Raw genomic sequence first — 25,548 nt, forward strand, 5'->3', positions numbered from 1 at the left:
GGGACATTGGCGCAATGTTATGATTCAGCTATGGAAGGGCTGAGGTCCGACCGTAGCGGAGCCGCCCCGTCATTATATCGGTTCTGCTGAAATTTTTGACGGAGAAAGGTTTACATTATGAGCTTTGGACAAAATTTGCAGTTCTTAAGAAAGTCAAAAAATATGACGCAGGAGAGGCTTGCGGAATCGCTGAATGTTTCCAGACAATCGGTGTCAAAATGGGAGTCGGATGTAAGCTTTCCTGAAATGGATAAGCTTTTGCAGATGTGCGATATGTTTTCATGCTCGATGGACACGCTTGTTAAAGGCAGCATAGAAACTGAATTGGCGGATAATGCAGAGGATTACGACAAACACATGAACAGCTTTGCAAAAAGCATTGCTTCAGGAGTTTTTACCATCATATTCGGAGTTTCCGTTGCAGGTTTTCTGAATGGGTCAGGCGTTAAGGACGGAATTACGGGAATAGTTTTCATGACATTTGTGCTGATTTCCGTATTGATTTTTGTAGTAAGCGGTATTAACCATGAAAGCTTCTGCAAAAACAATCCGACTGTCAGATTTGTTTATAAAGCGGAACAGATAAAAGCGTTTGAAAGAAAATTTCCTGCCTTTATAGCGGTGGGAATAGGCGTTATACTTTTCGGACTTATTATTACAATCGGAATTGACGAGTTTATACTAAACGGCAGAGAAACGGGTCTTGCTGCGGCGTTTGAAAATTCCTTTTTCCTTTTCTGCTGCTCAATCGGAGCGACGCTGATGAGCTATGCCGGAATGCAGAGGGATAAGTTTGACGTTGAAAAATTCAACCGTGAAAATATGCCCGAGGAAAAGAAGCAAGCTGAAAATTCCGCCTATCAGAAATGGTACGGAATCATAATGCTGCTTGCAGTTATGTTCTTTCTGGTAACAGGTCTTGTATGGAATATGTGGCATATTAACTGGATAGCGTTTCTCGTTGGCGGTTTGCTGTGCGGAATTGTCGGTATTATAGAAAGCTCAAGCCGTAAATGATTCTTCAGGACAGTACTGCGCATAGCTGTCGGACAATTGTTACCTTAAGCCGGGCGTTCATTTTTATGTTCGCCCTGCATTTGTGCAATGAGGATTTTATATTCAGAACGGAGATTTTATTTAATGAGCAAGTCAAATGCCCGCAGGGATTTTATAAAGGGGCTGAAGGATGGAATTCCCATAGGTCTGGGATATCTGTCCGTATCCTTTTCATTCGGAATAATGGCGGTATCGTCAGGACTTTCAGTACTGGCGGCGGTAATAATTTCTATGACAAATCTGACCTCGGCAGGTCAGGTCGCAGGAATCGCCGTTATCGCAGGCGGCGGAGGTTACATAGAAATGGCTCTTGCACAGCTTGTGATAAATATAAGATATGCTCTTATGAGCCTTTCACTTTCGCAGAAGCTTGATAAAGGCTTTACAGCGCTGTCAAGGCTGGGAGTTTCGTTCGGAATTACCGACGAGATTTTTGCTGTAGCTTCGGGAAAGACCCATGAGGTCTCAAAGCACTACATGTCAGGGCTGATCTCTCTGCCGTTCATATGCTGGAGTATGGGAACTTTTTTGGGCGGAGCGGCAGGAGAAATTCTACCCGAACATTTAAAGGCGGCGCTGGGAATTGCAATATACGGAATGTTTATTGCCATATTTGTTCCTGCGGCAAGAAAGGCCCTCGGGGTGCTGTGCGTAGTAGCCGCCGCTGCTGCTGCAAGCTGCTGTATTAAATACATACCTGTTTTCAGCGGTATCTCACAGGGCTTTTCCATTATAATCTGCACAGTTCTCGCCGCTTTTGCCGGCGCTGTATTTTTCCCGCTCAAAGACGCAGAAAGCGAGGAAGGCGGCAAATGAACACAGAACTGATCTTATACATAGCCGTAATGGCAGGAGTTACCTATATAATAAGAATGCTTCCTATTATGGTTTTCCGCAGAAAAATCCAGTCGAGGCTTGTGCAGAGTTTTCTTTATTATGTACCCTATGCGGTGCTTGGTGCAATGACGATTCCGGCGGCGTTTTATTCGACCGGAAGTATGATCTCAGCCTGTGCCGGACTGATTACGGCGTTTGTACTTGCATTTTTCAACCGTTCGCTTATAACAGTTGCTTTGGCGGCAAGCGGAGCAGCTTATATTGCCCAGCTCGCAGCGGAAATGATAAATATATAATACCTATCTTCCCATTCCTCAAAACTTTGATTCGCAGAGTCGGCGGCGGGTCCTATTTTAATTTTTCAGCAGAAGATTGTACCTCCTGCTGAAAAACTAAGGGACTAATGCCCCAGGCTATTTGTTTAATGACGTGACGATGCAGCTTATTGAACCGCAAATGCGGGACGAAATCCGAATCGGAGGTTCGCCCCGCTTTTTTATCCTTCAAGAAGCATTGCTGCGGCCGTTTTTGTCTGAATACAGCCGATTATTTAAATCCAATTAGATCTGGAGTATAAATATCTTATACTCTGATATGACGATATAAAATAATGCTAATAAAAAAGGGCTGTTCCGTATAATTTACCGGAACAAGTCCTTTTCATTTTTATTATCCCTCAATTGATTTTCCCAAAAACATTGCTGCCGCCTTTACAAGCAGGCTATGGTTTTCTTCGGGCTTGATATCATCTGAATTTTTAATAAACGCAACCGCCCCGATAACGTCTCCTGCGGAAATAATAGGCGCCGCTGCAATTGCCGGACTTTCAATGCCCTCTATAAGCAGCAGCGGCGGTGTATTCTCGTCCCAGAAGTAGCTTTTTCTTGTTTCAAGAATATCCTCCAGAGCGGGAGAATTGCGCCTTTCGCTGTATTCCTTTTTCTGCGCTCCCGCAACGGCTACGACATGATCCCTGTCAAATATAACTGCCGGAGCGTTTCCAAGCTTGGAAATCACTTCAGCCGCCTGTGAAACGCCCTCGGTAAGCTCTCCTACCGGAGAATACTTTTTGAAAATTACTTCGCCGTCATTGCTTGTATAGATCTCAAGAGGGTCGCCCTCCCTAATACGCATTGTCCTTCTTATTTCCTTTGGTATTACAACACGCCCTAAATCGTCAATGCGGCGCACTATTCCTGTTGCTTTCATATCTGAACCTCCATGTATTTAGTCAAATTTGTAATAGTATTGTTTGCTGATATGGAAAGATTATTCTGTTGTCGGCAAAAAAATTTGTCGGAATTTCAGGGTTGTTTATACGGTTTTAAGGAATAATATTATTATGTTCAGGTATTTTTTTATTTTTATACGCAGAATGAGAAAGCATTTATAGTATCGGCTTCGTATTTTACCGCGTCTTGCTCCGCTTTTTATATAGAAAAAGAGAAACAATGCAAAACTTTTATGTATTGACAATGCTCTGTGCAGGGTTTAACAGAACAGAGCGGAATGTTTCTGATGTAAACGCTATCGGCACGCTTATGAACACAGTTCAGCATACTGCGTTTGAAGTGGCGGTTACAAAGGTTCTTCCAAGTTCGCTTGACAGTGAAAAAAGAGTGATACACTGCCGAAGCGGTCAAACAGCATTAAAATTATTATATAATTGAAATATCCTCAAAGTTTTACGCTCTGAGGATATTAATTTTGCTATATAAAAAATTTTCATACTACCTGCTGACTTGTAATTGTTCGGTAAGCGTCTATACAGTCAGGCTTCCGAATTTCGGATTTTTAAATTTTTAGCTTTATTCATAGTCATATATCAGTCCCAGCTGCCTTAACGACGAAACTCCGTCCTCTCCGGCAACAAAGTGATCAAGCAGGGTTATCCCCATAGCGGATAGGTGTCTTATAAGAAGCCGTGTAGAAATAACGTCCTCCTCCGACGGCTTGGAGGGCGCTTCCGGGTGATTGTGAGCGATAAAGATATTGTCGTATCCGCTGTTGAGAATAAGTTTGGTTATCTGCTTTAGATCCATTGAAACCTCTTTAAGAGAACCGGAATTAACGTCTGCGGATTTTCTTATCCTAAAAGACGGATCAACAAAAAACAGCATGACCCTTTCAATACGCTCGCCTGCAAACTTTGCTCCGACAAGCGCCTTAACTGCCGGAATATCCCTGCCGTCTACAGATGACCTTACCCTTTCGGTCTTAAGGTGAGAGGTCAATGCTCCGAAAAGCTTCAGGTTTATTGCAGGATTTTCTCCTATAAGCCCGCTTTCAACAAGCTCCTCCTTTGTTGCCGACAATACGTTTTCAATAGTGCCGAACCTGGCCAGAAGTCTGTGAGCAAGTCCGTTTGTATCGCCTCTTGGATAACAGAAGAACAAAAGCATTTCCAGTATCTCATGCTCCGCAAAGCCCCTGAAGCTCATAGTTTCGCAGAATCTTTTTTTCATACGCTCCCTGTGACCGCTGTGAACTCCGTTGTCAGCCATTCCCGTTATCATTCCTTTCCCGGCATAAAAGCCTTATTTTTTCATAGTAAGCGATATTCTTTTCTTTTTCACGTCAACGTCAAGTACTCTTACCTTTACAATATCTCCTACCTTTACGACTTCAAGTGGGTGCTTAACAAACCTGTCGCACAGCTGTGAAATGTGAACAAGTCCGTCCTCATGGACTCCGATATCAACAAACGCTCCGAAGTCGATTACGTTCCGTACCGTTCCCATAAGCTCCATACCCGGTTTCAGATCCTTCAGCTCCATAATATCGCCGCTTCTCATAAGAGGAGGAGGAAGCTCATCTCTCGGATCTCTGCCCGGCTTCATAAGTTCCGAAATAATATCCCTCAAAGTCGGAACGCCTGCTCCTGTTTCTTCGGCGAGCTTTTCTATCCCAAGCCCTTCAGCCTTTTCGCCAAGCTCCGGAAGCTTCTGAGAACCGTTCAGAGCAAAGCCGCAGACCTCCAGCAGCTTTTTTGCCGCCTTATAGGATTCAGGGTGAACTGCGGTATTGTCCAAAGGATTCTTTCCGTCCCTTACTCTGAGGAATCCGGCGCACTGCTCAAATGCCTTAGCGCCCAGCTTCGGAACCTTCATAAGCTGCTTTCTGTCGGTAAACTCGCCGTTTTCCTCACGGTAAGCTACTATATTCCTGGCTACCGACGAATTTATTCCCGAAATATACGAAAGCAGAGAATGGGAAGCGGTATTGAGATCTACGCCTACGCTGTTAACGCAGTCCTCGACAACGCCCGACAGCGCTTCGTCCATTCGCTTGGGCGGCATATCATGCTGATACTGTCCGACGCCGATAGCCTTAGGGTCTATTTTTACCAGCTCGGCAAGAGGATCCTGCAGACGCCGTGCAATAGAAACCGCACTTCTGAGCGAAACGTCGTATTCCGGAAACTCTTCCGCCGCTAGCTTAGACGCTGAATAAACCGACGCTCCCGCCTCTGAAACTACCATATAGCTTACCTTATGAGGAAGCTCCTTTATAAGCTCGGCAACAAATGCCTCTGACTCACGGCTCGCCGTTCCGTTTCCTATAGCTATTGCCGTAACGTGATGCTTTACGATAAGCTCCGAAAGCTTTTTCTTTGCTTCGGCAGTTTTATTCTGAGGGGGAGTCGGATAAACTACAGCTGTATCCAGAACCTTTCCGGTACGGTCTACAACTGCGATCTTACAGCCTGTTCTGTATGCAGGGTCAAGTCCTAAGGTACAAGCTCCCTTTACAGGAGGCTGCATAAGAAGCTGACGCAGGTTGGAAGCAAAAACCTTGATAGCGCCCTCCTGAGCCTTCTGGGAAAGCTCGCTTCTTATCTCCCTTTCAATAGACGGGCAGATCAGCCGCTTATAGCTGTCAATACAGGCAAGTTTAACAAGTTCACCGCAGCCGGAAGTATTCTTCACATATCTTGATATGCAGGCTCTTTCACCTGATCCCTCAGGTATCTCCACGGAAACCTTTAAAGCCCCCTCCTTTTCTCCCCTGTCAACAGCAAGTATCCTGTGTCCTGCGATTTTCTTTACAGGCTCGGAATAATCGTAATAGTTCTCATAAACCGTTTCCGCCTTTTCGTCCGACGCCTTGGAAACTATACGTCCCGTTTCGCTGAACAGATCTCTGAGATACTTTCTTAAAGCGGCGTTATCGGAAACCTCCTCCGCTATAATATCCATTGCGCCCTGAATAGCTTCCTCAGCCGACTCGACGCCCTTTTCCTTATCAATATATTTAAGCGCTTCACTTTCTGCGCTTACCTCCGGCTTCTGCTCCATAATAATCCCGGCAAGCGGCTCTAATCCTTTCTCCCTTGCAATACCGGCTCTCGTTCTGCGCTTCTGCTTGAACGGACGGTAAATATCCTCTACCTCAACCAGCTGAGAAGCCTTTTCAACTGCCGCCATTATTTCATCGGTCATTTTTCCCTGCTCGGTAATAGACGAAATTATCTCTCCCTTGCGCTTCTCGAGATTCCTGAGGTAGCATAGCCTTTCGTATATTTCACGAAGCACCTGATCGTCCAGCGAGCCGGTCATTTCCTTTCTATAGCGAGCGATAAACGGAATAGTCTTATCGTCATCTATAAGCGCTACAGTATTGTCGATCTGCTCCTTTCTGAGCTTGAATTCCTCCGCCAGAACGCTGTTTATATCCATGTGATCCTATCCTTTCAACTGAGCCTGAATTACTTCCGCAGCCGCAAGTAAGCAGCGCCGCACACTTTTAATATTATAGCATATTTTTTCAATGTTGTAAAGAATTCTGTTCAGAGTCCACGGAAATCAATTTTGATTTTTTAAAGTTTGTATATTGCCGGACAGATGAGTTTGAGCTGTCTTATCCGCACCTTATATTCAGTATATACAACTCATATCTGCCGTGATATACAGCATGAAATTATTGACTTTTATTTTGATTTCTGATATAATTAAATAACAGGTAAAAATTCAGCTGACAAGGAAATACCCAACAGCGTTATCGAATATCTCAGCCGCTGATTTTACACAAGTACAACATACAGGAGGAACATATGGGCAGATTTTTTTCAACGGTTCAAATTAAAATTAATGCTTTCATTTATTGATGAGGTAACTGACCTTAATGCGTATATATATTTTTTATTGATTAAAAGCCCTTAAAACATCTTATAAGCCTTTATAAGTGTTCATTGGCATTGCTGCAAAGTGGCTTAAATCAAGGCTTTCCGCATATCTTCTCATTTTTCATCATATCTCCTTACAGCGTGGTTTTGGAAAGTCAGGCACCATTTAGGCACCAATAATTTTTGCAAAATATCTCTTACTTACAATTTTCGTTTCATTTTTTTCAGTCCTTTGAGTGTAACTTTTGGAAGAGTAAGCATAGGAAAAGGGTACCCTCTTCCGAAAAATAATTTGTTGGGAATTTTCAGCCCCTCTTTGCTATTACCAGAAATGAAAATTATATTATGTTCAAAAAAATTTGGAGGGTGACCATATTGTAGCTCTCCGGAAAATTGGAGGAAAGTATGGTTAATTTCAATTTAGATGGTGTTTGTTTTTCCTTAAAAGCTGAGCATGATTTTTCGTGGCTAAAAGCACTTGGAACAGTTTTTACTGTATTTTCACAAAATGATTCCGGCAATATTAGCTTTGGTGTAAACAATGGGCAAGAGAAGTATTTTGTTAAAGTAGCCGGATTGAGAACATTAGAATCAATCAGGACAACTACCGAAGCAGTTGAAGCATTAAAATCAGCCATTGCAATTTATGAAAACATTAAACACCCAAATTTAATTGAACTTGTTAAGCACTATCAGTTTGAGGATATTTATGTTGCTATTTTCAAGTGGGCAGAGGGCGATTGCCTTTTTGATTATTGGAATTTTGAAAAGTATCACGGCAATTCTCAAATTATTGCCCCTGCTGAACGCTTCAAGCAATTGCCGGTTACGCAGCGAATAAAATCAGCAGATATTTTATTTTCGTTTTTAGATAAGGTTTCAAAAAGTGGATATGTGGCAGTGGATTTTTATGATGGCAGCATAATGTATGATTTTTTTAATGATATAACAACGATTTGTGATATTGATTTCTTTAGAAAAAAACCAACTAAAAATGATATGGGCGAGGAATATTGGGGAACAAAAAGATTAAAGGCTCCAGAGGAATACATTGTTGATGCCGTTATTGATGAAACCACGAATGTTTATACGCTCGGAGCTTTGTTGTTTAATAACTATTTTGGTAATTATACTGAAAACGAAGTACAGCATAGATATACTCAAAATCAGTTTATACCTTGCTCATTTGAAAAATGGGATTTAAACATAGCGTGTTATGATGTTGCATTAAAGGCAGTGGAATTGGATAGAAGCAAACGATACCAATCAATTGAAGATTTTTATATGGCATGGTCCTTAGCATTACCAAAAAATGAGCAATTAGACCACAAGGAGTAGGGAAAATGTAGAAATATATTGAATGGAAAAACAAACAGCCATTAAATTTAGATATTTTGACGAACGCCGTAAAACGTTTAATACCGAAACATTAACCCCGGCTTTTACCCTGCTTTTTACTGCCGCAGTATTTATATTAAATTTCCTTGCATTTTCCTGAGGTTTGCTGTATAATAATACGGATAGAAAATTCACGCCGCACAGGCGGCCGGCTTTGGAGGAAAATAATTTGAGCAATTTAGAACAGGAAATCAAACGCAGAAGGACCTTTGCGATAATTTCGCACCCAGATGCGGGAAAAACTACTCTTACTGAAAAATTTCTGCTCTACGGCGGAGCAATAGCTCAGGCAGGCGCCGTAAAAGGAAAAAAATCCGCGCGTCATGCAGTTTCCGACTGGATGGAGATCGAAAAGCAAAGAGGTATCTCGGTAACTTCCTCTGTTATGCAGTTTCAGTATGAGGGTTTCTGTATAAATATACTTGATACCCCCGGACATCAGGACTTCTCCGAGGATACCTACCGAACTCTTATGGCGGCAGACTCGGCGGTAATGGTTATCGACGCTTCAAAGGGTGTTGAAAATCAGACCAGAAAGCTTTTCAAAGTCTGTGCAATGAGAAATATCCCTATATTTACTTTTATTAACAAAATGGACAGAGAATCCCGCAATCCTTTCGATCTGCTTGAAGAGATAGAAAATGAACTGGGAATACCTACTTATCCGGTAAACTGGCCCATAAGCTCCGGCAAGGATTTCCGAGGAGTTTACGACAGAAAGAAAAAGCATATTATTTCCTTTGAAGCTACCGGCGGACAAAGTCAGGTCGCCTCTAAGGAAGCTGATCTGAACGACCCGTCGCTTGCAGAGCTTATCGGAGAAGAAAACCGCAGTCAGATATTGGAGGATATTGAACTTCTTGACGGAGCAAGCGAGGAATTTGACCTTGAAGCTGTCCATAACGGCAGACTTTCTCCGGTGTTTTTCGGCTCTGCGCTGACTAATTTCGGAGTTGAGCCGTTTCTTGAAAACTTCCTGCAAATGACGCCGACTCCGCTTCCGAGAAATTCCTCCGCCGGACTTATCGACCCGTTTGACGACAGCTTTTCGGCGTTTGTGTTCAAAATACAGGCGAATATGAACAAGGCTCATCGTGACAGAATAACCTTCCTTAGAATCTGTTCGGGAAAGTTCGATAAGGAAATGGACGTACTTCATGTTCAGGGCAACAAGAAAATGCGTCTTTCCCAGCCTCAGCAGATAATGGCTCAGGAGCGTGAAATAATCGACGAGGCATATGCAGGAGATATAATCGGAGTATTTGATCCGGGAATTTTTTCTATAGGAGATACTGTTTGTTCCCCGGGAAAGAAATTTGAGTTTGAGGGTATTCCAACCTTTGCACCGGAGCATTTTCAGAGAGTCCGTCAAAAGGATACTATGAAGCGCAAGCAGTTCGTAAAGGGCACGACCCAGATCGCTCAGGAGGGAGCTATACAGATCTTTCAGGAGCCTTATACCGGTATGGAAGAAGTAATAGTCGGAGTAGTCGGAGTGCTTCAGTTCGACGTTTTTGAATACCGTATGAAAAACGAATACAACGTTGAGATAATTAAGGAAGGTCTGCCTTACTCTTATATCCGCTGGATAGACAACAAGGATATAGATCCCAAAACTCTAAAGCTTTCAAGTGACACAAAACTGGTTCAGGACTTCCGTGGGAATTATCTGCTGCTGTTTTCAAGCGAGTGGAATATCCGCTGGGCACTTGAGCGCAACGAGGGATTGGAGCTTTCGGAATTTAACCGCGGAGAATTACAGTAGAGCATATTAAAAATGTTCCACGTGGAACATATTTACTGAATGTTATAAGAGCATTTAAAAGCTGTTATACCGCTGAGGTTCAGCTGAATAATGTTAAAGAATTATTAACTCAGCATTACTGAAAAACAACTGTATTTTCAAGCGTCTTTCAGTATGCATTTCGGAGTATACTCTCAACGTAGCTTTCGGCTTATATATAGTCTTTATCTCTGTCAAAGGTAAAACAGCAGACTGCACTACGGCGGGAGCGTAAATACTGCTGATAACGACAAAACTCTCAGCGATAGTTTTGCCGGTAATTACAAATCCCGACTCGACAAAGCTTGAAAAAACCGCCTGTACAAGATAGTTTCCGTAAAAACGGAGTCAAACTTATATCAAAGCGAAACAGTGATCAAATTGTCTTTTGCCAGGTGTACGTTAAGAAAAACAGCTCTGACCGTCAGTTTCAAGAAGGGCTTAATATAAACAAGCTGCCAATTTAAAAGTTTTCATATATAAATTTTTAGAATAAGGTGAGAAAAAATGTGTATACGAATAGGTATTGCCGGATACGGCAACTTAGGGCGAGGAGTAGAAAGCGCTCTCGCTCATTCAGACGATATGAAGCTCATCGGAGTCTTTACAAGGAGAGATCCGAGAAGCCTTAAAACCAAAACAGGCGCACCGGTATTTTCAATAGAGTCAGCCGAAGCAATGAAAGAAGAGATCGATGTAATGATCCTATGCGGCGGAAGCGCAAGCGACCTTCCCGAGCAGACAGCTCAGCTTGCTTCCTGCTTCAACGTTGTTGACAGCTTTGATACCCACGCCAGAATACCTGAGCATTTTCAGCAGGTAAACGAGATCAGCTGCAAAAACCATACGGTAAGCATAATTTCCGTCGGCTGGGATCCGGGACTTTTCTCTCTCGCAAGAATGTACGGTCAGGCTGTTCTGCCGGACGGCTGCGATTATACCTTCTGGGGCAAAGGGATAAGTCAGGGACATTCGGACGCTGTACGCAGAATACCCGGAGTTAAGGACGCAAGACAGTATACCGTTCCGTCGGAGGAGGCGCTTGAAAGCGTAAGAAGCGGAGCAAACCCTGAGCTGACCGTACGTCAAAAGCATACAAGGGAATGTTTTGTTGTTGCCGAAGAGGGCGCAGACCTTAAAGCTATTGAAAATGCCATAAAAACAATGCCTGACTATTTTGCCGATTACGATACTGCCGTGCATTTTATAAGTCAGGATGAGCTTAACAGTAAACATTCCGGTATGCCTCACGGAGGGATCGTACTGCGCACCGGAAAAACAGGTCTGAACGGGGAAAACAGTCATACGATTGAATATAGGCTGACACTTGATTCAAATCCGGAGTTTACCGCAGGCGTACTTACCGCTTACGCCAGAGCTGCTTACAGATTATCTAAGGACTGCAATTACGGCTGCAAGACCGTTCTTGACATTCCTCCAGCTTATCTTCATTATCAGGACGCTGATACGCTAAGAAGAAGTTTGCTGTAGACCTTGTGAGCAATTCGGCTGTTAGTTCTAAAAAGGCTGATAAAAAACACATAGAATATTTAAAACAAACCCGAGGGAAACGACTGCTTAAGCTTGATCGTTTCCCTCGGGTCAGTTATTCTGCGTTGTCCATTATTTTTATTACCTCAGTCATAAGAGCCGGAGGCTTTTGTTTTTTGTCAAGCCGTACCGAAAAATAAGGCTTTGCTCCGTCGGCAAATTTTATGCGGTTTTTGTAAAATGCAGAAAGCGCCTGTATCTGAGCGACCTCAGGACGCTGTATGAAAAACAAAACATTTTCCCCGCGCTGAGAGATCTCAGTTATTTTCAGGCGTGACGCCGTATTTCTTGTCAGCGCTATATTTACAAGCCCTATTACCGATTTCGGAGGATCGCCGAATCTGTCGATAAGCTCGTCAAGTACGTCGCGGCTGTCCTCTTCGGTAATTATAGACGCTATTTTTCGGTAGGCATCTATTCTCAGCGGCAGACTTTCAATATATTTCTCAGGAATAAATGCGTCCACTGAAATATCCACAAGACAATCCTCCGGCGAACGTGGCAGCGCCTCCCCTTTCTGTTCGGCGATAGCTTCATTGAGAAGCCGCAGGTACATATCGTAACCTACCGCCTCCATATGACCATGCTGCTTTCCGCTGAGTATAGAGCCTGCACCTCTTATTTCAAGATCGCGCAGGGCGATATGAAAACCTGAACCGAACTGGGTGAATTCCTTTATTGCATTAAGTCTTTTGCTTGCTATTTCGGTAAGCACCTTTCCGCGTCGGAAGGTAAAGTATGCAAACGCCCTCCTGCTGGAACGCCCTACCCGCCCTCTCAACTGGTAAAGCTGTGAAAGCCCCAGCTTATCTGCGTCCTCAATTATAAGAGTATTCACGTTGGGAACGTCCACTCCCGTTTCGATAAGAGTAGTGCATACAAGGATATCTATTTCCCTGTCGATAAGCTGCCGCCATATTTCCGAGAGATCCGATTCCGATATTTGACCGTGAGCATAACCGATCCTTGCTTCCGGAAGAAGCTGCTGAAGGTGTGAAACCGTTCTTTCTATCGTATCTATGCGGTTGTGGATATAGTAGACCTGACCGCCTCTTCTCAGCTCTTTCTGTATCGCCTGAGCAATAACTCCGTCGTTATGCTCAATAACATAGGTCTGTATAGGCTGTCTGTCCTGCGGAGGCTCTTCTATTACCGACATATCCCTTATTCCGCTCATAGCCATATTCAGGGTCCTGGGAATAGGAGTTGCGGAAAGCGTAAGAACGTCCACGCCTTTGAACGCTTCCTTAAGCTTTTCCTTGTGAGCCACTCCGAAGCGCTGTTCCTCGTCGATTATCGCAAGTCCCAGATCCTTGAATTCTACGTCTTTCTGTACAAGTCTGTGAGTTCCGATAATAAGGTCGATAGTTCCTCTTTTAAGCTCTCTTATTATCTGCTGCTGCTGTTTGGGAGTACGAAAGCGTGACAGCAGCTCTACTTTTATAGGAAAATGCTCAAAGCGTTTTACTGCAGTCTGATAATGCTGCCATGCCAAAACGGTAGTAGGCACTAGTATTGCCGCCTGCTTAGAGTCAAGCATACATTTAAACGCCGCTCTCAGCGCGACTTCGGTTTTTCCAAAGCCTACGTCGCCGCATAAAAGTCTGTCCATAGGAACAGGCTTCTGCATATCGTCCTTTATTTCCTGAATACTTCTGAGCTGGTCGTCGGTTTCCTGATAATCGAAACGCTCTTCAAAATCTCTCTGCCAGTCGTTATCCTCTGAGAAAGCATAGCCCTTAGCCGTCTGCCTTTGCGCATAAAGCTTTGTAAGCTCCTCTGCCATATCCTTAACTGCTGATTTTACTCTAGAACGGGTTTTCTTCCATTCCGATGAATTAAGCTTATTGAGCTTTACTCCGCTGTCATCACGGGGGCCGATATATCTTGAAACAAGGTCAAGCTGAGTTACGGGAACGTACAGTACGTCGGTTCCCGCATATTTTATTGTGATATAATCCTTTGTGATTCCGTTGTTTTCCAGACTGCGTATACCTGCGAACTTTCCTATTCCGTACATTGAATGTACAACGAGATCTCCCGGAGCAATATCGGAAAGGCTTTTTATTTCCTCACCTTTTTTATGCTTCGTCTTTTTTCTCTTTGCAGTCATGGCTTTCATCTGGGTTATAGCGGCGCATTTTATATCGGGGTAATCAAAGCCTCCCGACAGGCTTCCTGTTCTTACATATACCCTTTTAGGCGCAATCTCACTGTTTTCGTCCAGCAGACTTGCCGGTATCCCCTGTTCGTTCAGATCGTTTACTATTATCTGCAAGGTCTTTTCGCTTCCGGCAAGCACAACGGTACAGTAATCCTGTTCGCAGAAGCTTTTCAGCTCATCGACCAGATTTGAGATATTTCCGCCCCATACGCCTGTCTGGCGGCAGTCTGAATTTATCAGCTTTTTAAATTTTATATCGTTATTGGAACGCATAAAGGTATCTGCAAATACGCAGGGCATTGACTGGATCTCAGACTGAACCTGAGGGAAATCTATAAAAAAGCCCTCAAGTCTTTTGAATAGTATTCCATCCTCATACAGCAGCTTCAGATCCTCCTGAAGCTGAATAAGAGCCGCTTTAGCCTTTTCCGCACAATTCTGATACTCGCTAACAAGGCAGATACCGCCCTTGAAGTAATCAAAAACAGTTGACGTTTTCTCGTATGCAATACTGTAATATTTATCGAGATTAGTAAGAGTAAGTCCGCTTCTGACAAGCTCGGTATCCCTCAGTATATGAGCTCTTATCTTATCGGTATTTTTTCCCCTGACCGAAGCTGACAGCTGTTCCAGCTTGCAGACAAGCTCTTCACTGTCCGGAAAGATTATCTCCAGCGCAGGAAATATCGTTATCTCATTTATAGGCTCGGTTCTTCGCTGGCTTTCGGTATCAAAATACGAAAGTACGTCTATTTCATCTCCCCACAGTTCCGCTCTTACCGGCTGCTTTTCCTGAACGGGAAAAATGTCCACTATAGACCCTCTGACAGAAAACTGAGCCTGTCCCTCAACCTGCTCGGTTCTGCTGTAGCCTGCGGAAATAAGCTTTTCGGTAAGTGCGTTCAGGTCTATTTCTCCGCCGGAGCTTAATGTAAAGGAATAATCGCTCAGCGCCTGCGGAGGTATCGTTCCCTGCATTGCGGCTTCGGCGGAAGCGGCAATAATGCGGCAGCTTCCGTTTCGGATATTTGACAGCGCTTCTATACGCTTATGCTCGTATTCCCTTGAAACGCCCTCCATATAAGCGAAATTGAGATCTTTTGCCGGAAAAACGCAGGCAGTTTCTTTCTCGGTAAGCTCGTTGATATCCTGTACGAGTCTTGTGCAGGCGGCTTCGTCGTCACATATAACAAGCACCTTTTGTCTGCCTGAAAGCGCAGCAGCAAGCTGAGCCTTATGGATATTTGAAACTCCCGTCAGCGCACAGGGCGTAAAGTTATTGTCAAGTGCTTTTGTCAGCTCGCCGTAAAACGGCAGCCTGCCGCACATCTGTTCAAAAATATTCATCCCGTTTCCTTTCGGTGTAAATTACCTGTTGTATAAATTCATTGCTTCGGAGATCTTTCCGCTGACTATAAGTTCTGCCGCAGCGCAGACGTTTTCACATACCTCTTCGACTTTTTTCCGATCGCTTTCGTCAAACCTTCCAAGTACCCAGTCGGCAAGCTCATAATCGGGACGCGGCTTTTTTCCTACGCCTATTTTGATACGGGGAAATTGATCTCCTCCGCACAGTTCAATTATGCTTTTAATTCCGTTATGACCTCCTGCGGAGCCTTTTCTCCGTATTCTCATATGCCCCGGCTCAAGAGAAATATCGTCGAAGATCACCAGTACGTTTTCTAGCGGCAGCTTATAAAACCGCATAGCCTGAGAAACCGCTTCTCCGCTGAGGTTCATAAAGGTTTCGGGCTTCATTATAAGACAGCTTTTTCCGCCAATATTATGCACTGCGGTTTTAGCCTTATACTTAAAAGTATCGGCTTTAAAGCCGTATTTCTCCTCCATTGAACCTATAGCCATAAATCCGGCGTTATGACGTGTTTTTTCATACTGTATTCCCGGATTCCCCAGACCGCAGATTATATATTCCGGCTTTGCGGAATTCTGTTCCTTAGCAGAAGAAAGTTTGTCAAAAACGTCCCATATACTCATAATTATACTCTCCTAAATAACGCACAATAACCCCGTCCTTATCCGGGCGGGGGTATTACTATTTTATTCGCTTTTACTTTTATATATTATAGCATAGCAAGCAGGGTTTGTCAAACGATACCTTCCGAATAATTCGACCTGTTTATGCAGACGATAATAAAGGCATAGTTCTATAATAAAATGGGAGGTTTAACTATGCATAATTATGTGCATAGAAATAATTATGTATCCGAAAAAAATATATTATGAACCCGAGGCGCTTAACTACGAGCTTGGACAGAAATTAAAAAGAACATATACAAACACCGAGTGGATTCCGATAAAAAGCCATAATAATATAGAGGAACTGAGAAGCAGAAGCAACGAGGATTTTGTTGAAATGAAAAAGTATCTAATTATAGGAATCAGAAAGACCCACAAGTACGTTGAAAATAAAAAGGTTTCGGATTATCTTGTTCCATATACGTCATCGGGGTGCAGTGCAATGTGCCTGTACTGCTATCTTGTCTGCAATTACAACAAATGCTCATACCTGAGGGTATACGTCAATACCGATTATATGCTTGATAAGCTTATCGAGAAATCACATAAGACCGAGAAAGAATGTACCTTTGAGATCGGAAGCAACAGCGACCTTATACTTGAAAACCGCATAACCGGAAATCTTATAAAAACAATAAAGGAGTTCGGCAGAAAAGGCAGGGGCTGTATAACCTTTCCAACAAAATTTGCGATGGTAGACGACCTGTTAGGACTGGAGCATAACGGAAAGGTTATTTTCAGAATGAGCGTTAATCCTGAATCAATTATAAAAAATATCGAAATAGGAACGTCGCCGCTTGAAATGAGAATTGAAGCGGTAAATAAAATGTGCGAAGCCGGATATAAAGTAGGTCTGCTTATTGCACCTGTTATTTTTACCGACGGCTGGAAGGAATTATATCTTGAACTGCTCGATACACTGTACAGCAGGCTTTCTGAAAAAGCTAAAAGCGAAATATTTATTGAAGTAATTTTTATGACCTACAGCTATGTTCAGAACGCTATAAACAAACAGGCATTTCCTAATGCGCCTAAGCTGTACGATAAGGAGCTTATGACGGGCAGAGGCAGGGGAAAATATTATTACCGTCAGGAATACCGTGACGAGGCAGAGAAATTTTTAAGAGAAGAGATAACCAAAAGATTCAGCGGTACAGAGATCGTATATGTTGTATAGCTCAATTTGGCATATTATAAAGAAGCCCCTGCGGTTTTTATTGCAGAAGCTTCAATACGTTATTTAACAATTTTTCCGTCTAAGATCTCTATTACCCTGTTGCACTGACTGGCGATATTAGGGTCATGAGTTACGATTATAACCGTTTTCCCTTCTTTATTCAGCGCTCTGAACAGCTCCATTATCTCTTCGGCGGTTTTAGTATCAAGTGCGCCTGTAGGCTCGTCGGCAAGCAGCAGGGAGGGTTCGTTCACAATTGCTCTGGCTATCGCCACCCTCTGCTTTTGCCCTCCGGAAAGCTCTCCGCATTTTGGGTTTCCGTGCAAAGGAAGACCGGCAAGCTCAAGGGCTTTCATTATACGCTCTTTAAATTCGCTTTTCTTTACCGAACGGTTGAATATAAGAGGATAAGATAAATTCTGATAAACAGTTCTGTCAAGCATAAGACCGAAGTCCTGAAGGACAAAGCCTATTTTCTTATTCAGAATACCTGCGATCTCCGACGAGCTGAGCTTTGATATTTCCTTTCCGTCAAGAAAATAGCTGCCATCGGTCGGCGTATCAATACAGCCTATTATATTGAGCAGAGTTGATTTGCCCGAGCCTGATCTTCCGATCACAGCAAGCATTTCGCCGCTTTCTATTTTAAGATCAATTCCGTTTAATGCGTTTACTGCCGCCTTTGTTCCTGCATTATATATTTTGGTAATATTCTGAAGCTTTATCATTTCGCCCTCCGGATCAAAAATCTTTTACCGACTCGATTATTCTTTTTCTGTTAAGCTGTGCTATTGATACAATTGCTGATATTGCCAGAACTGCTGTGCATACAGCTACGGAAAGAAAGTACCCCTTAGCATTGATAAGCGTAGTTTCTCCTATATCCGTACCAGACTTTATTTTTAGTATAACAGGAACCGACACTGCCGCGGGAACGCAGACCAATATAAATACCGTCATAAAGGAAACAGCCGCAATAGTTCTTGTTTTTGCTCCGCACAGACAGAATATTCCGTTCTGCCTTTTGGTGAATCTGGCTGAAACTACGCTGTAAGAAATAAGTCCTGTAAGAGAAAGGCCGAAAAATGTAATTGCAAGTACGACGAACGGCATTATTTTCTCTTCTTCGAGCTTCTGAAAGCTCTGATAATAATAGTCGTACGGCTGAAAGTACAGATTATCTATATACGCCGAATATTTACTCTCAAAATCTTGAATACCGGCTGTATTTATCATTTCAAAGTGTCCGAGGCTGTTTCTTTTATCCGCAATATTATTTTTATCATAAGCTATTATCTTTGTTTTATTGTATTGAAAGCCGCTGTAGGTTTCGCTGAGAAACAGATCGTTTTTTACTGTTCCGCAGATATAGAAATCCCCTACTGTTCCGTATTCGTTTTTTATTGTATAAGTTCTTCCGACCTTGTATTTCTCAGCCGTTTCCGAAGAAACCAAACAAGGAATGCTTTCTCCGTAATCCCTGCTTAAATCTATCATTTCACCTTTGGCAAGATGGATCTCAACATTGTCAAATACTGATCTTGAATAAAAATCTATATCAGTAAACGAGTCAAAGCCGTTTATTATATCAAAGGTCATAAGCTCTGCTCCCGAAGCGGCAACGGCGCTGTTTATATCAGCTTCCACTTCTTTATCTCCTGTCATTGCTACATAATAAAAATCAGACAGATTACTTTCCTCATACATTTTATGTTTAAGCAGAGTTATTTCAAGCTCTCCGAAACATAAAACGGAGCAGCATATCATTATCAGAAACTGAATACAAAGAATTATTGACAGTGCAGGACTGCTTCTAAGCCTGTCGATCGCAAGGGGGAAGTATCGTTTCATTCCGTTTACCTCCTTACCTGAATCTGCGAGGGGCGGATCTTTGACGCCTTTACAATAGATGGAAGATCAAATGCGGCTAAAAGCACAAGCATTATAACAAAAACCTGCAGCTGAAGCCAGAAGCTTACATCGTTTTTCAGGTAGCAGCGTTCAAGTATTCCTGAACAGGCTTTAAAGCACAATGCCGCTGCCGCAAAGGAAAATAGAGCATAAAAAACTATCTCTGTCAGCAGCAGAGCGCGGACAGTTCCGTTTTTACAGCCGCAGATCTTAAGCAGCGCAATTCTGGACAGCTGTTCTCTTATTATCTGTTTGATAAGTGTAACGGTTATCACTCCGCCGAGAGCGGCTATCATAACAGCGATAATGATCTGATCCGTATATACCCTGCTGTTTTTATCCTCCGACCTTTCATAGTCGGTTATCAGCTTTTCATCAGTTTTAAGCAGTTCTGCAAGTCTGCTGTACTGCTCGCTTCCGGCTTCCTGAGCTAAGGTTATTTTCTCCGCAGAAAATGAAGCCGCTCCGTTAAGCGGGATCAGACTGCCGAAGGGCGCTGAAGAAAAACTTCCGATACCTATCACTTCAAATTCACTTCCGCACAGCCTTATCCTATCGCCGACTGATACTGGAATTCCGCTGTAAATAAGACCTTTTTCCGCTATCAGCACAGCCTTGCCTTCCTTTACTTCTTCTTCGGTAAAGCCTCTTCCTTCGCTTATTGTATTGTCAAGCTGAATAAATTTACCGTCCTCTGCCGCAGGATGAATATCAATACCGTAAATATCGCCGAAGCCTTCCAGATGCAGGCTTATATCCTGTTCGTTATACCTGAAAGAGCAGTTGAAAATACTGACCTTCAGTTCTGAAATAAGCGCAGCTGCCGATTTTTCAAGTCCGTCAGCCGCTCCCGAATAGCTTTCGGAATCAGCTGTAATATCGGAATAGGTACGCTTTTCTTCGTTTATATCACGATAGACCACCGCATTTTTTTCAAGCACTCTAAGGCTTACAAAAATACTGAAAAAGCATACCGTAACAGTAAAAAAAGCAGTTAAGGTAAGCAGAGGTGTCTTTTTGTATTCTGAAAATGTTTCGGATATTAAAAATTTTATATATCGCATTTTATTTCCTTATATAACGCTTTCTCTGAATTTAGGCTCTCGGGGCTTATGAAGTCTTTCTATAAGATCTTTATTGAGATAAATAAGCAGCCTTGCAAGCACATATCCGATTATAAATGCAGGTATTTCCACAAACGGAAGAGTAAGATCGTAGGTATATTTCAAACCGCCGTATATGAGATTGAATACAAGGACATATATTATTTCAATCAATACTGCCGATACCGCGAAAACTGCGAAAAAACCCGGCTTTCTGATTTTCCTGAAAACTATAGTGCTTATAAAAGAAAAAGCAAGGATTAGTGCAAACGGTTTGAGATAAATATCCAAAACAAGAGTGAGATCTTTGAAGAAGCTCATCTGAAACAGCGGAGGCCACATTTGCTTAAAAATAAGCTCGCTGCTATAGCCGTAATCAAAATCAGCGGGTTCAAGAAATAATGGCATATATGTATATGAAAAATATGTCAGATATGCAAGCGCCGAAGCCGCGATAAGCAGGGTTTTGGGGATTTTATATTTTTTTCTTGCTGCTATCGGAATTATTACAGCCAGGAACAGAATCAGAAACACCAGCTTAAAAACCCCGCCGGTAATCACATCGATATGCCGTCCCTTTGAAAGGGACGACAACAGCTCCATAATATCTCTTAAGTCCTGCATAAAAATGTCTCCTTTAACTTCGGAAGTATAAATAAAACTTCTTGGTTATGTTCCGTAGAAAACTCCGCCTACTTTAAACGAGGTGGTATATTTATAAGCCGGAGGGCAAGCCGTAACGTTTATATAAAACCTGTATTTATTGTTGAAATGAGTATAGTTTTTGGTTCCGTAACCTATCATTCTGGAAACAGTTCCGCTTGAAGTCGTATTGCCGACAGTTACATTTGACGCTGAGCCCAGATTTGAAAAGCTTTCGGTATTTCTGAAAAGCTTCCAGCTTACCGCAGCGGAATTATATGTAGTGCTGCTTGGCTTATTTATTACATCTGCGGTCCATGCAAGCTTTGTTCCGTTATACACCGTGGTATTTACCGCAACGTAAGAGGAGTATGCCGTTCCGGACGAGCCGTTGTGTATAGCATCAACTCTATTAGTCACCAACGTATCGGCGCAGGCGTTTACTGCAAATACGCTCATGATAATACCTGCGGAAAGTATAGCCGCAGCGGCTTTTTTTATACTTTTCATTATATTATTCTTCCTTTCATATTATAACATATTTTAGTATTTCGAGCAATTGTTTTTTCGCAGACCGAAATAAGTTCTGTACACCTGCACAAATCAGAACAAAAGCTTTTGTGCAGATTTTAATTCTTCATTGGAATCACCCCTGATAAAATTATATTATCGCATTTTAATCGGAATTAATTTCTATTAATAATTTTAAATTCCAGATTTAATTTTGAATAATATCTAGTTTATTCCTATTATACCATATGATTATACAATTGTCAACAATATTTGCATATAATTGAAAAATAATGTTATTAAATAAAAATATGTAGAATCGTTCTCTTATGTCGGACTGCATACAGAACGACGGTCTGTGTAAAATTATGCGGAACAATATCTAAAGCCTTGACTTTTGATAAATATATGGTATAATATTTATATGTATTTACATATAACAGGAGCGGATTTGCAATGAACAATAAAAACAGGACCGCCTGTATCAGCGCAATGTATGAGCTTTATCCTCTTTGCAGAAAACTTGTTTTTGATACCTTTGACAAGCAAAAATACGGAGTTACCAGAACTCAGCAGATAATACTGCTTGCTCTTGCTCTTGAAGAAAAGCTTACCATGTCCCAGCTTGCTTCCAAAATAAACACAAGCAACGAGCAGGCTACGAGAGCTGTCGCTCAGCTTGTTGACAAGGGTTTTATAGAGCGTATGCAGGACAACAGCAACAGGCGTATAATAAATATCCGTCTTACCGATAAGGCAAATGAGTTTATAAAGAAAACCAAGTCTGAGATCATGGGCGATCTGCTTGACCAGTTCAACGGAGTTTCTGACGAGGATATGGAAAAATTCCACGACGCAATAATTCAGATCGTAAAAATACTAAAAAAGGTTGAAGCCTGATCTATCCGCAGAAATCTGCGGATTTTATTTTTTCGGGAATTTCTTGTACAAAATTAATTTACCACTGATACCGTATTCGGCTATTGCAAATATACCGCAAGCATGATATAATTAATTATATATTTTTAGAAAAGGAATGAATTAAAGCCTATGGAACATCAGCATATTCTTATTCTGGATTTCGGAGGTCAGTACAATCAGCTTATTGCCCGCCGTGTCCGCGAATGTAATGTTTACTGCGAGGTCAAGCCGTACAATAAAATATCTCCCGACGAAATAAGAGCGCTTGCGCCAAGCGGAATAATTTTCACAGGAGGACCGCAGAGCGTTTACGGAGAGGAAGCTCCGAGCGTATCCGAAAAGATCTTTGAGCTGGGTATACCTGTACTAGGGATATGCTACGGTTCTCAGCTGATGGCTCATGTTCTCGGCGGAAAGGTTGAGACCTGTACCTCGAGCGAATACGGAAAAACAGAGACCTGTTACGATACTTCGTGTACGCTTTTCAGTAGAATGCCTGATAAAGCAATTTCCTGGATGAGCCATACTGATTATATTTCAGAGCTTCCCGAAGGCTTTAAAATAACCGCTCATACGGAGCATTGTCCTGTTGCAGCGATGGCTGACGAAAACAGGAAGCTGTACGCTGTTCAGTTTCACCCTGAAGTCAATCATACACAGCACGGACTTGATATACTTGACAGCTTTTTAAAAAATGTCTGCGGCTGCGTGGGCGACTGGACTATGGAAAATTATGCCGAAACAGCTATCCGGGATATACGGGAAAAGGTAGGAAACGGAAAGGTCCTTCTGGCGCTTTCCGGCGGAGTTGATTCTTCCGTACTGGCGGCGCTGCTTTCAAAGGCGGTAGGAAAACAGCTTACCTGTATTTTTGTAGATCACGGATTTATGCGTAAAAATGAGGGCGACGAAGTAGAAGCCGCATTTAAGGACTGGGATATAAACTTTGTAAGAGTTAACGCAAAGGAAAGATTTATGGAAAAGCTGAGGGGCGTTTCCGACCCTGAAACCAAGAGAAAAACTATCGGCGAAGAGTTTATTAGAGTTTTTGAAGCCGAAGCAAAGAAGATCGGAAAAGTAGATTTTCTGGCTCAGGGCACTATATACCCCGATGTAATTGAATCGGGCGCAGGGGACGCAGCAGTAATAAAATCTCATCACAATGTAGGCGGACTTCCAGATTATGTGGATTTCAAGGAAATAATCGAGCCGCTGAGAATGCTTTTCAAGGACGAGACCAGAAAGCTTGGACAGGAGTTGGGACTTTCAGAAACTCTTGTATGGCGTCAGCCGTTCCCCGGACCGGGACTTGCTATTAGGATAATAGGCGAGATAACCGATGAAAAGCTTGAGATCCTTCAGGACGCTGACTGGATTTTCCGTGAGGAGATCGCAAAAGCAGGTCTTGACCGTTCAATACACCAGTATTTTGCAGTGCTTACGGATATGCGTTCGGTAGGAGTAATGGGTGATTTCAGAACCTATGATTACACCCTTGCGCTGAGAGGAGTAACGACTACCGACTTTATGACCGCTGATTTTGCAAGAATCCCGTACGAGGTTCTTGAGATCTGCTCAGGCAGGATAGTGAATGAAGTAAAGAATATCAACAGAGTAGTGTATGATATTACCACTAAGCCGCCAGCTACTATTGAGTGGGAATAATCGCCAAGGCATAATAAACAGCGTAATTATGTAGTTTATCAGCATTGCAACGCTGTTGTGACAACGTTTAGAATATATATGAGAAAGACCTAACCGATTCAACAAATCGGCTAGGTCTTTCTGCTTTATTCCAAAATAGGTGACAATTCGTTTCTAACATTTTTTTCAAACTGTTTCTTTTCCTTTTCCGATAGGTTATCCGGAAGATTGGCTAAAAATTCTTCAATATGTTTTTCTACATCATATTTTATAAGAAGTTCATTATACTCATCAATATATGGCTGATACAACTCATGTGCTTTCGCTAAAAAAAGCCGCTTATACTCCACTGGCAAATCTCCTCCTGCCTCATGTCCTGTGAATGGGTCGAACAGCTTCGGGGTGTAACATATATTCCACGGTGCTTCAAACATCAAAGGATTTTTAGTGTGACCCCATATGTGTGAAACTTGATAATTGTGTATCTCACGGTTAACTTTCTTATCTGTCAATCGTACAATCAGTTTATGTGGTGCCATATTGTTGCTTGGGTCTTTTTCTATACAGCTATTGTTGAAAAGAAAAGAATAAAGTTCTTTATATAGCCAAGTTCCATATGCGTCTCGCCCATATCCACGAATATAAACCTGCTTACCATCAAACAAGCGCTCTTTAAGAGCCTCCCATTCGGAAGCTACTTTTGGCTCCTGTGGGAAAATAGTTGCTTCCATTCCCCATTTAAAGAATTCGTCGATTGTTATATTGAAATATTTGAGAAATTCAATATATGAATCCATATATACCACCCTATTCATTTATAAATCTCATAGCTTATGATAAATCTTAAATAACAGTATTGGCAGGTGAGGTACTACATTAGGAGCATAAAAATCGTTATAATTATTCAATAATATCAGTATCCTTTATCGGAAACAGCTGATTAGAAATCATTTCCCATTTATATATATACCCGATTATTTTTGTTCCTTCAAATTCAATCGTTGTTTCTTTATTGTCATAAATAACCGGTAATGAACAGTAGACTTTTCTGCCTTTATACTTAACAATTTTTAAGTCTCCCTTTACTGTGAAATTTTTATCTTTGTCGGCATAATATGTAATAAAGTCATTTTCTTTCGTGCTATATACAAAATCTTCATTGAAAATTTTACTAACTAATTCAATTTCATATTTTTCTTTTAAATGATTATCAAATTTATCACCAATAATCGCTTTATCAAAAGAAGGCGGTGTAACGAGGAACATTATAAAAAGTATTAATAATAAAAAAATTACAATAATTATGCTTCGTTTTAGATATGTATGTTTCTGCTTCATAATAAACCTCTTTCTTGAATTTTATCAGTTTCTATCCATATGCGCCATAATTTCCAATTTTGAATTTATCAACCAACCTGTCTGAACACAAACAGGCTGTATATTTTTAGCTGATAATTTCCCCGTCAGAAATCTCAATGATCCTATCGCACTGTTCTGCGATCTTCGGGTCATGAGTAACGATAATGACCGTCCTGCCCTGTTCGTTCAGCGACTTGAACAGATCCATAATTTCCTTTGATGTCTTGCTGTCAAGCGCTCCCGTCGGCTCGTCTGCCAATATCATGCTCGGCTCGTTCACTATTGCTCTTGCAATCGCCACCCGCTGTTTTTGTCCGCCGGATAGCTTGT

Annotated in this window: 22 protein-coding genes; 9 read left to right on the forward strand and 13 right to left on the reverse strand. The window is 42.1% G+C overall.

Translation table 11 applies throughout. The features are described from left to right. The first annotated feature begins 117 nt into the window (after positions 1-117). The 3 genes from ACYQ0H_RS11360 (at position 118) to ACYQ0H_RS11370 (ending at position 2,189) form a co-directional block, all read left to right on the forward strand. Complete coding sequence (locus tag ACYQ0H_RS11360; RefSeq protein ID WP_459812948.1) at positions 118-1,017, forward strand: helix-turn-helix domain-containing protein; 900 nt, start codon at positions 118-120, stop codon at positions 1,015-1,017. Between the two features lie 123 nt (positions 1,018-1,140). Next, entirely contained in the window at positions 1,141-1,872 is a 732-nt protein-coding gene (locus ACYQ0H_RS11365; RefSeq protein ID WP_459812949.1) for an AzlC family ABC transporter permease, read from the forward strand. Then, the gene (locus ACYQ0H_RS11370; protein ID WP_459812950.1) at positions 1,869-2,189 is read left to right on the forward strand and encodes an AzlD domain-containing protein; all 321 of its coding nucleotides are present in this window, start codon (positions 1,869-1,871) and stop codon (positions 2,187-2,189) included. Before ACYQ0H_RS11365 ends, ACYQ0H_RS11370 begins: the two co-directional genes overlap by 4 nt. A 373-nt stretch (positions 2,190-2,562) precedes the next feature. Here the strand turns inward: ACYQ0H_RS11370 and ACYQ0H_RS11375 are convergent, their stop codons facing one another. From ACYQ0H_RS11375 to ACYQ0H_RS11385, 3 genes are all read right to left on the reverse strand, one after another. Beyond that, positions 2,563-3,102 (reverse strand): stage V sporulation T C-terminal domain-containing protein, encoded by a 540-nt coding sequence (locus tag ACYQ0H_RS11375; RefSeq protein WP_459812951.1) that lies wholly within the window; start codon positions 3,100-3,102, stop codon positions 2,563-2,565. 599 nt (positions 3,103-3,701) lie between these two features. Further along, positions 3,702-4,397, reverse strand: a complete 696-nt coding sequence (locus ACYQ0H_RS11380; RefSeq protein ID WP_459812952.1) for a JAB domain-containing protein — start codon at positions 4,395-4,397, stop codon at positions 3,702-3,704. Positions 4,398-4,430: 33 nt separating this feature from the next. Beyond that, on the reverse strand, positions 4,431-6,572 hold the full coding sequence (locus tag ACYQ0H_RS11385) for a Tex family protein (RefSeq protein ID WP_459812953.1): 2,142 nt from the start codon (positions 6,570-6,572) through the stop codon (positions 4,431-4,433). 851 nt (positions 6,573-7,423) lie between these two features. Between ACYQ0H_RS11385 and ACYQ0H_RS11390 the strand changes: the two genes are divergently transcribed. The 3 genes from ACYQ0H_RS11390 to ACYQ0H_RS11400 all read left to right on the forward strand — a co-directional run bounded on the left by ACYQ0H_RS11390 (position 7,424) and on the right by ACYQ0H_RS11400 (position 11,690). Then, on the forward strand, positions 7,424-8,356 hold the full coding sequence (locus tag ACYQ0H_RS11390; RefSeq protein ID WP_459812954.1) for a protein kinase family protein: 933 nt from the start codon (positions 7,424-7,426) through the stop codon (positions 8,354-8,356). 229 nt (positions 8,357-8,585) lie between these two features. Further along, positions 8,586-10,181 carry a peptide chain release factor 3 gene (locus ACYQ0H_RS11395; RefSeq protein WP_459812955.1) on the forward strand — a complete coding sequence of 532 codons (1,596 nt, stop codon included), beginning with the start codon at positions 8,586-8,588 and terminating at the stop codon, positions 10,179-10,181. Positions 10,182-10,706: 525 nt separating this feature from the next. Continuing rightward, positions 10,707-11,690: a diaminopimelate dehydrogenase gene (locus tag ACYQ0H_RS11400; RefSeq protein WP_459812956.1), complete on the forward strand. Its 984-nt coding sequence runs from the start codon at positions 10,707-10,709 to the stop codon at positions 11,688-11,690. Between the two features lie 115 nt (positions 11,691-11,805). On the opposite strand, the gene mfd is transcribed toward ACYQ0H_RS11400, so the two are convergent. Together mfd and pth are read right to left on the reverse strand one after the other, a co-directional pair. Then, positions 11,806-15,261, reverse strand: a complete 3,456-nt coding sequence (gene mfd / locus ACYQ0H_RS11405; RefSeq protein ID WP_459812957.1) for a transcription-repair coupling factor — start codon at positions 15,259-15,261, stop codon at positions 11,806-11,808. 21 nt (positions 15,262-15,282) lie between these two features. Continuing rightward, entirely contained in the window at positions 15,283-15,909 is a 627-nt protein-coding gene (gene pth, locus ACYQ0H_RS11410; protein ID WP_459812958.1) for an aminoacyl-tRNA hydrolase, read from the reverse strand. 223 nt (positions 15,910-16,132) lie between these two features. Here pth and ACYQ0H_RS11415 point away from each other — a divergent pair, with 223 nt between their 5' ends. Further along, positions 16,133-17,128 carry an SPL family radical SAM protein gene (locus ACYQ0H_RS11415; RefSeq protein ID WP_459812959.1) on the forward strand — a complete coding sequence of 332 codons (996 nt, stop codon included), beginning with the start codon at positions 16,133-16,135 and terminating at the stop codon, positions 17,126-17,128. A gap of 59 nt (positions 17,129-17,187) precedes the next feature. Here ACYQ0H_RS11415 and ACYQ0H_RS11420 read toward each other — a convergent pair whose 3' ends face one another. Genes ACYQ0H_RS11420 through ACYQ0H_RS11440 form a run of 5 tightly spaced genes read right to left on the reverse strand, consistent with a single transcriptional unit; the run spans position 17,188 to position 21,294 of the window. Then, positions 17,188-17,856, reverse strand: a complete 669-nt coding sequence (locus ACYQ0H_RS11420; RefSeq protein ID WP_459812960.1) for an ABC transporter ATP-binding protein — start codon at positions 17,854-17,856, stop codon at positions 17,188-17,190. 13 nt (positions 17,857-17,869) lie between these two features. Continuing rightward, positions 17,870-18,979: a hypothetical protein gene (locus ACYQ0H_RS11425; RefSeq protein WP_459812961.1), complete on the reverse strand. Its 1,110-nt coding sequence runs from the start codon at positions 18,977-18,979 to the stop codon at positions 17,870-17,872. A gap of 5 nt (positions 18,980-18,984) precedes the next feature. Further along, positions 18,985-20,103 (reverse strand): FtsX-like permease family protein, encoded by a 1,119-nt coding sequence (locus ACYQ0H_RS11430; protein WP_459812962.1) that lies wholly within the window; start codon positions 20,101-20,103, stop codon positions 18,985-18,987. Between the two features lie 9 nt (positions 20,104-20,112). Then, the gene (locus ACYQ0H_RS11435; RefSeq protein ID WP_459812963.1) at positions 20,113-20,766 is read right to left on the reverse strand and encodes a hypothetical protein; all 654 of its coding nucleotides are present in this window, start codon (positions 20,764-20,766) and stop codon (positions 20,113-20,115) included. Positions 20,767-20,811: 45 nt separating this feature from the next. After that, positions 20,812-21,294, reverse strand: a complete 483-nt coding sequence (locus ACYQ0H_RS11440) for a hypothetical protein (protein WP_459812964.1) — start codon at positions 21,292-21,294, stop codon at positions 20,812-20,814. 456 nt (positions 21,295-21,750) lie between these two features. Between ACYQ0H_RS11440 and ACYQ0H_RS11445 the strand changes: the two genes are divergently transcribed. Then, complete coding sequence (locus tag ACYQ0H_RS11445; RefSeq protein ID WP_459812965.1) at positions 21,751-22,194, forward strand: MarR family transcriptional regulator; 444 nt, start codon at positions 21,751-21,753, stop codon at positions 22,192-22,194. Positions 22,195-22,344: 150 nt separating this feature from the next. After that, on the forward strand, positions 22,345-23,880 hold the full coding sequence (guaA, locus tag ACYQ0H_RS11450) for a glutamine-hydrolyzing GMP synthase (RefSeq protein WP_459812966.1): 1,536 nt from the start codon (positions 22,345-22,347) through the stop codon (positions 23,878-23,880). A gap of 125 nt (positions 23,881-24,005) precedes the next feature. Here the strand turns inward: guaA and ACYQ0H_RS11455 are convergent, their stop codons facing one another. The 3 genes from ACYQ0H_RS11455 to ACYQ0H_RS11465 form a co-directional block, all read right to left on the reverse strand. Then, complete coding sequence (locus ACYQ0H_RS11455) at positions 24,006-24,656, reverse strand: hypothetical protein (protein WP_459812967.1); 651 nt, start codon at positions 24,654-24,656, stop codon at positions 24,006-24,008. Between the two features lie 103 nt (positions 24,657-24,759). Then, entirely contained in the window at positions 24,760-25,197 is a 438-nt protein-coding gene (locus ACYQ0H_RS11460; RefSeq protein WP_459812968.1) for a hypothetical protein, read from the reverse strand. Positions 25,198-25,303: 106 nt separating this feature from the next. Next, positions 25,304-25,548 (reverse strand): ATP-binding cassette domain-containing protein (locus tag ACYQ0H_RS11465; protein ID WP_459812969.1); only part of this gene is annotated, 245 nt, incomplete at its 5' end.

The sequence above is a fragment of the Hominimerdicola intestinalis genome (assembly GCF_054655215.1).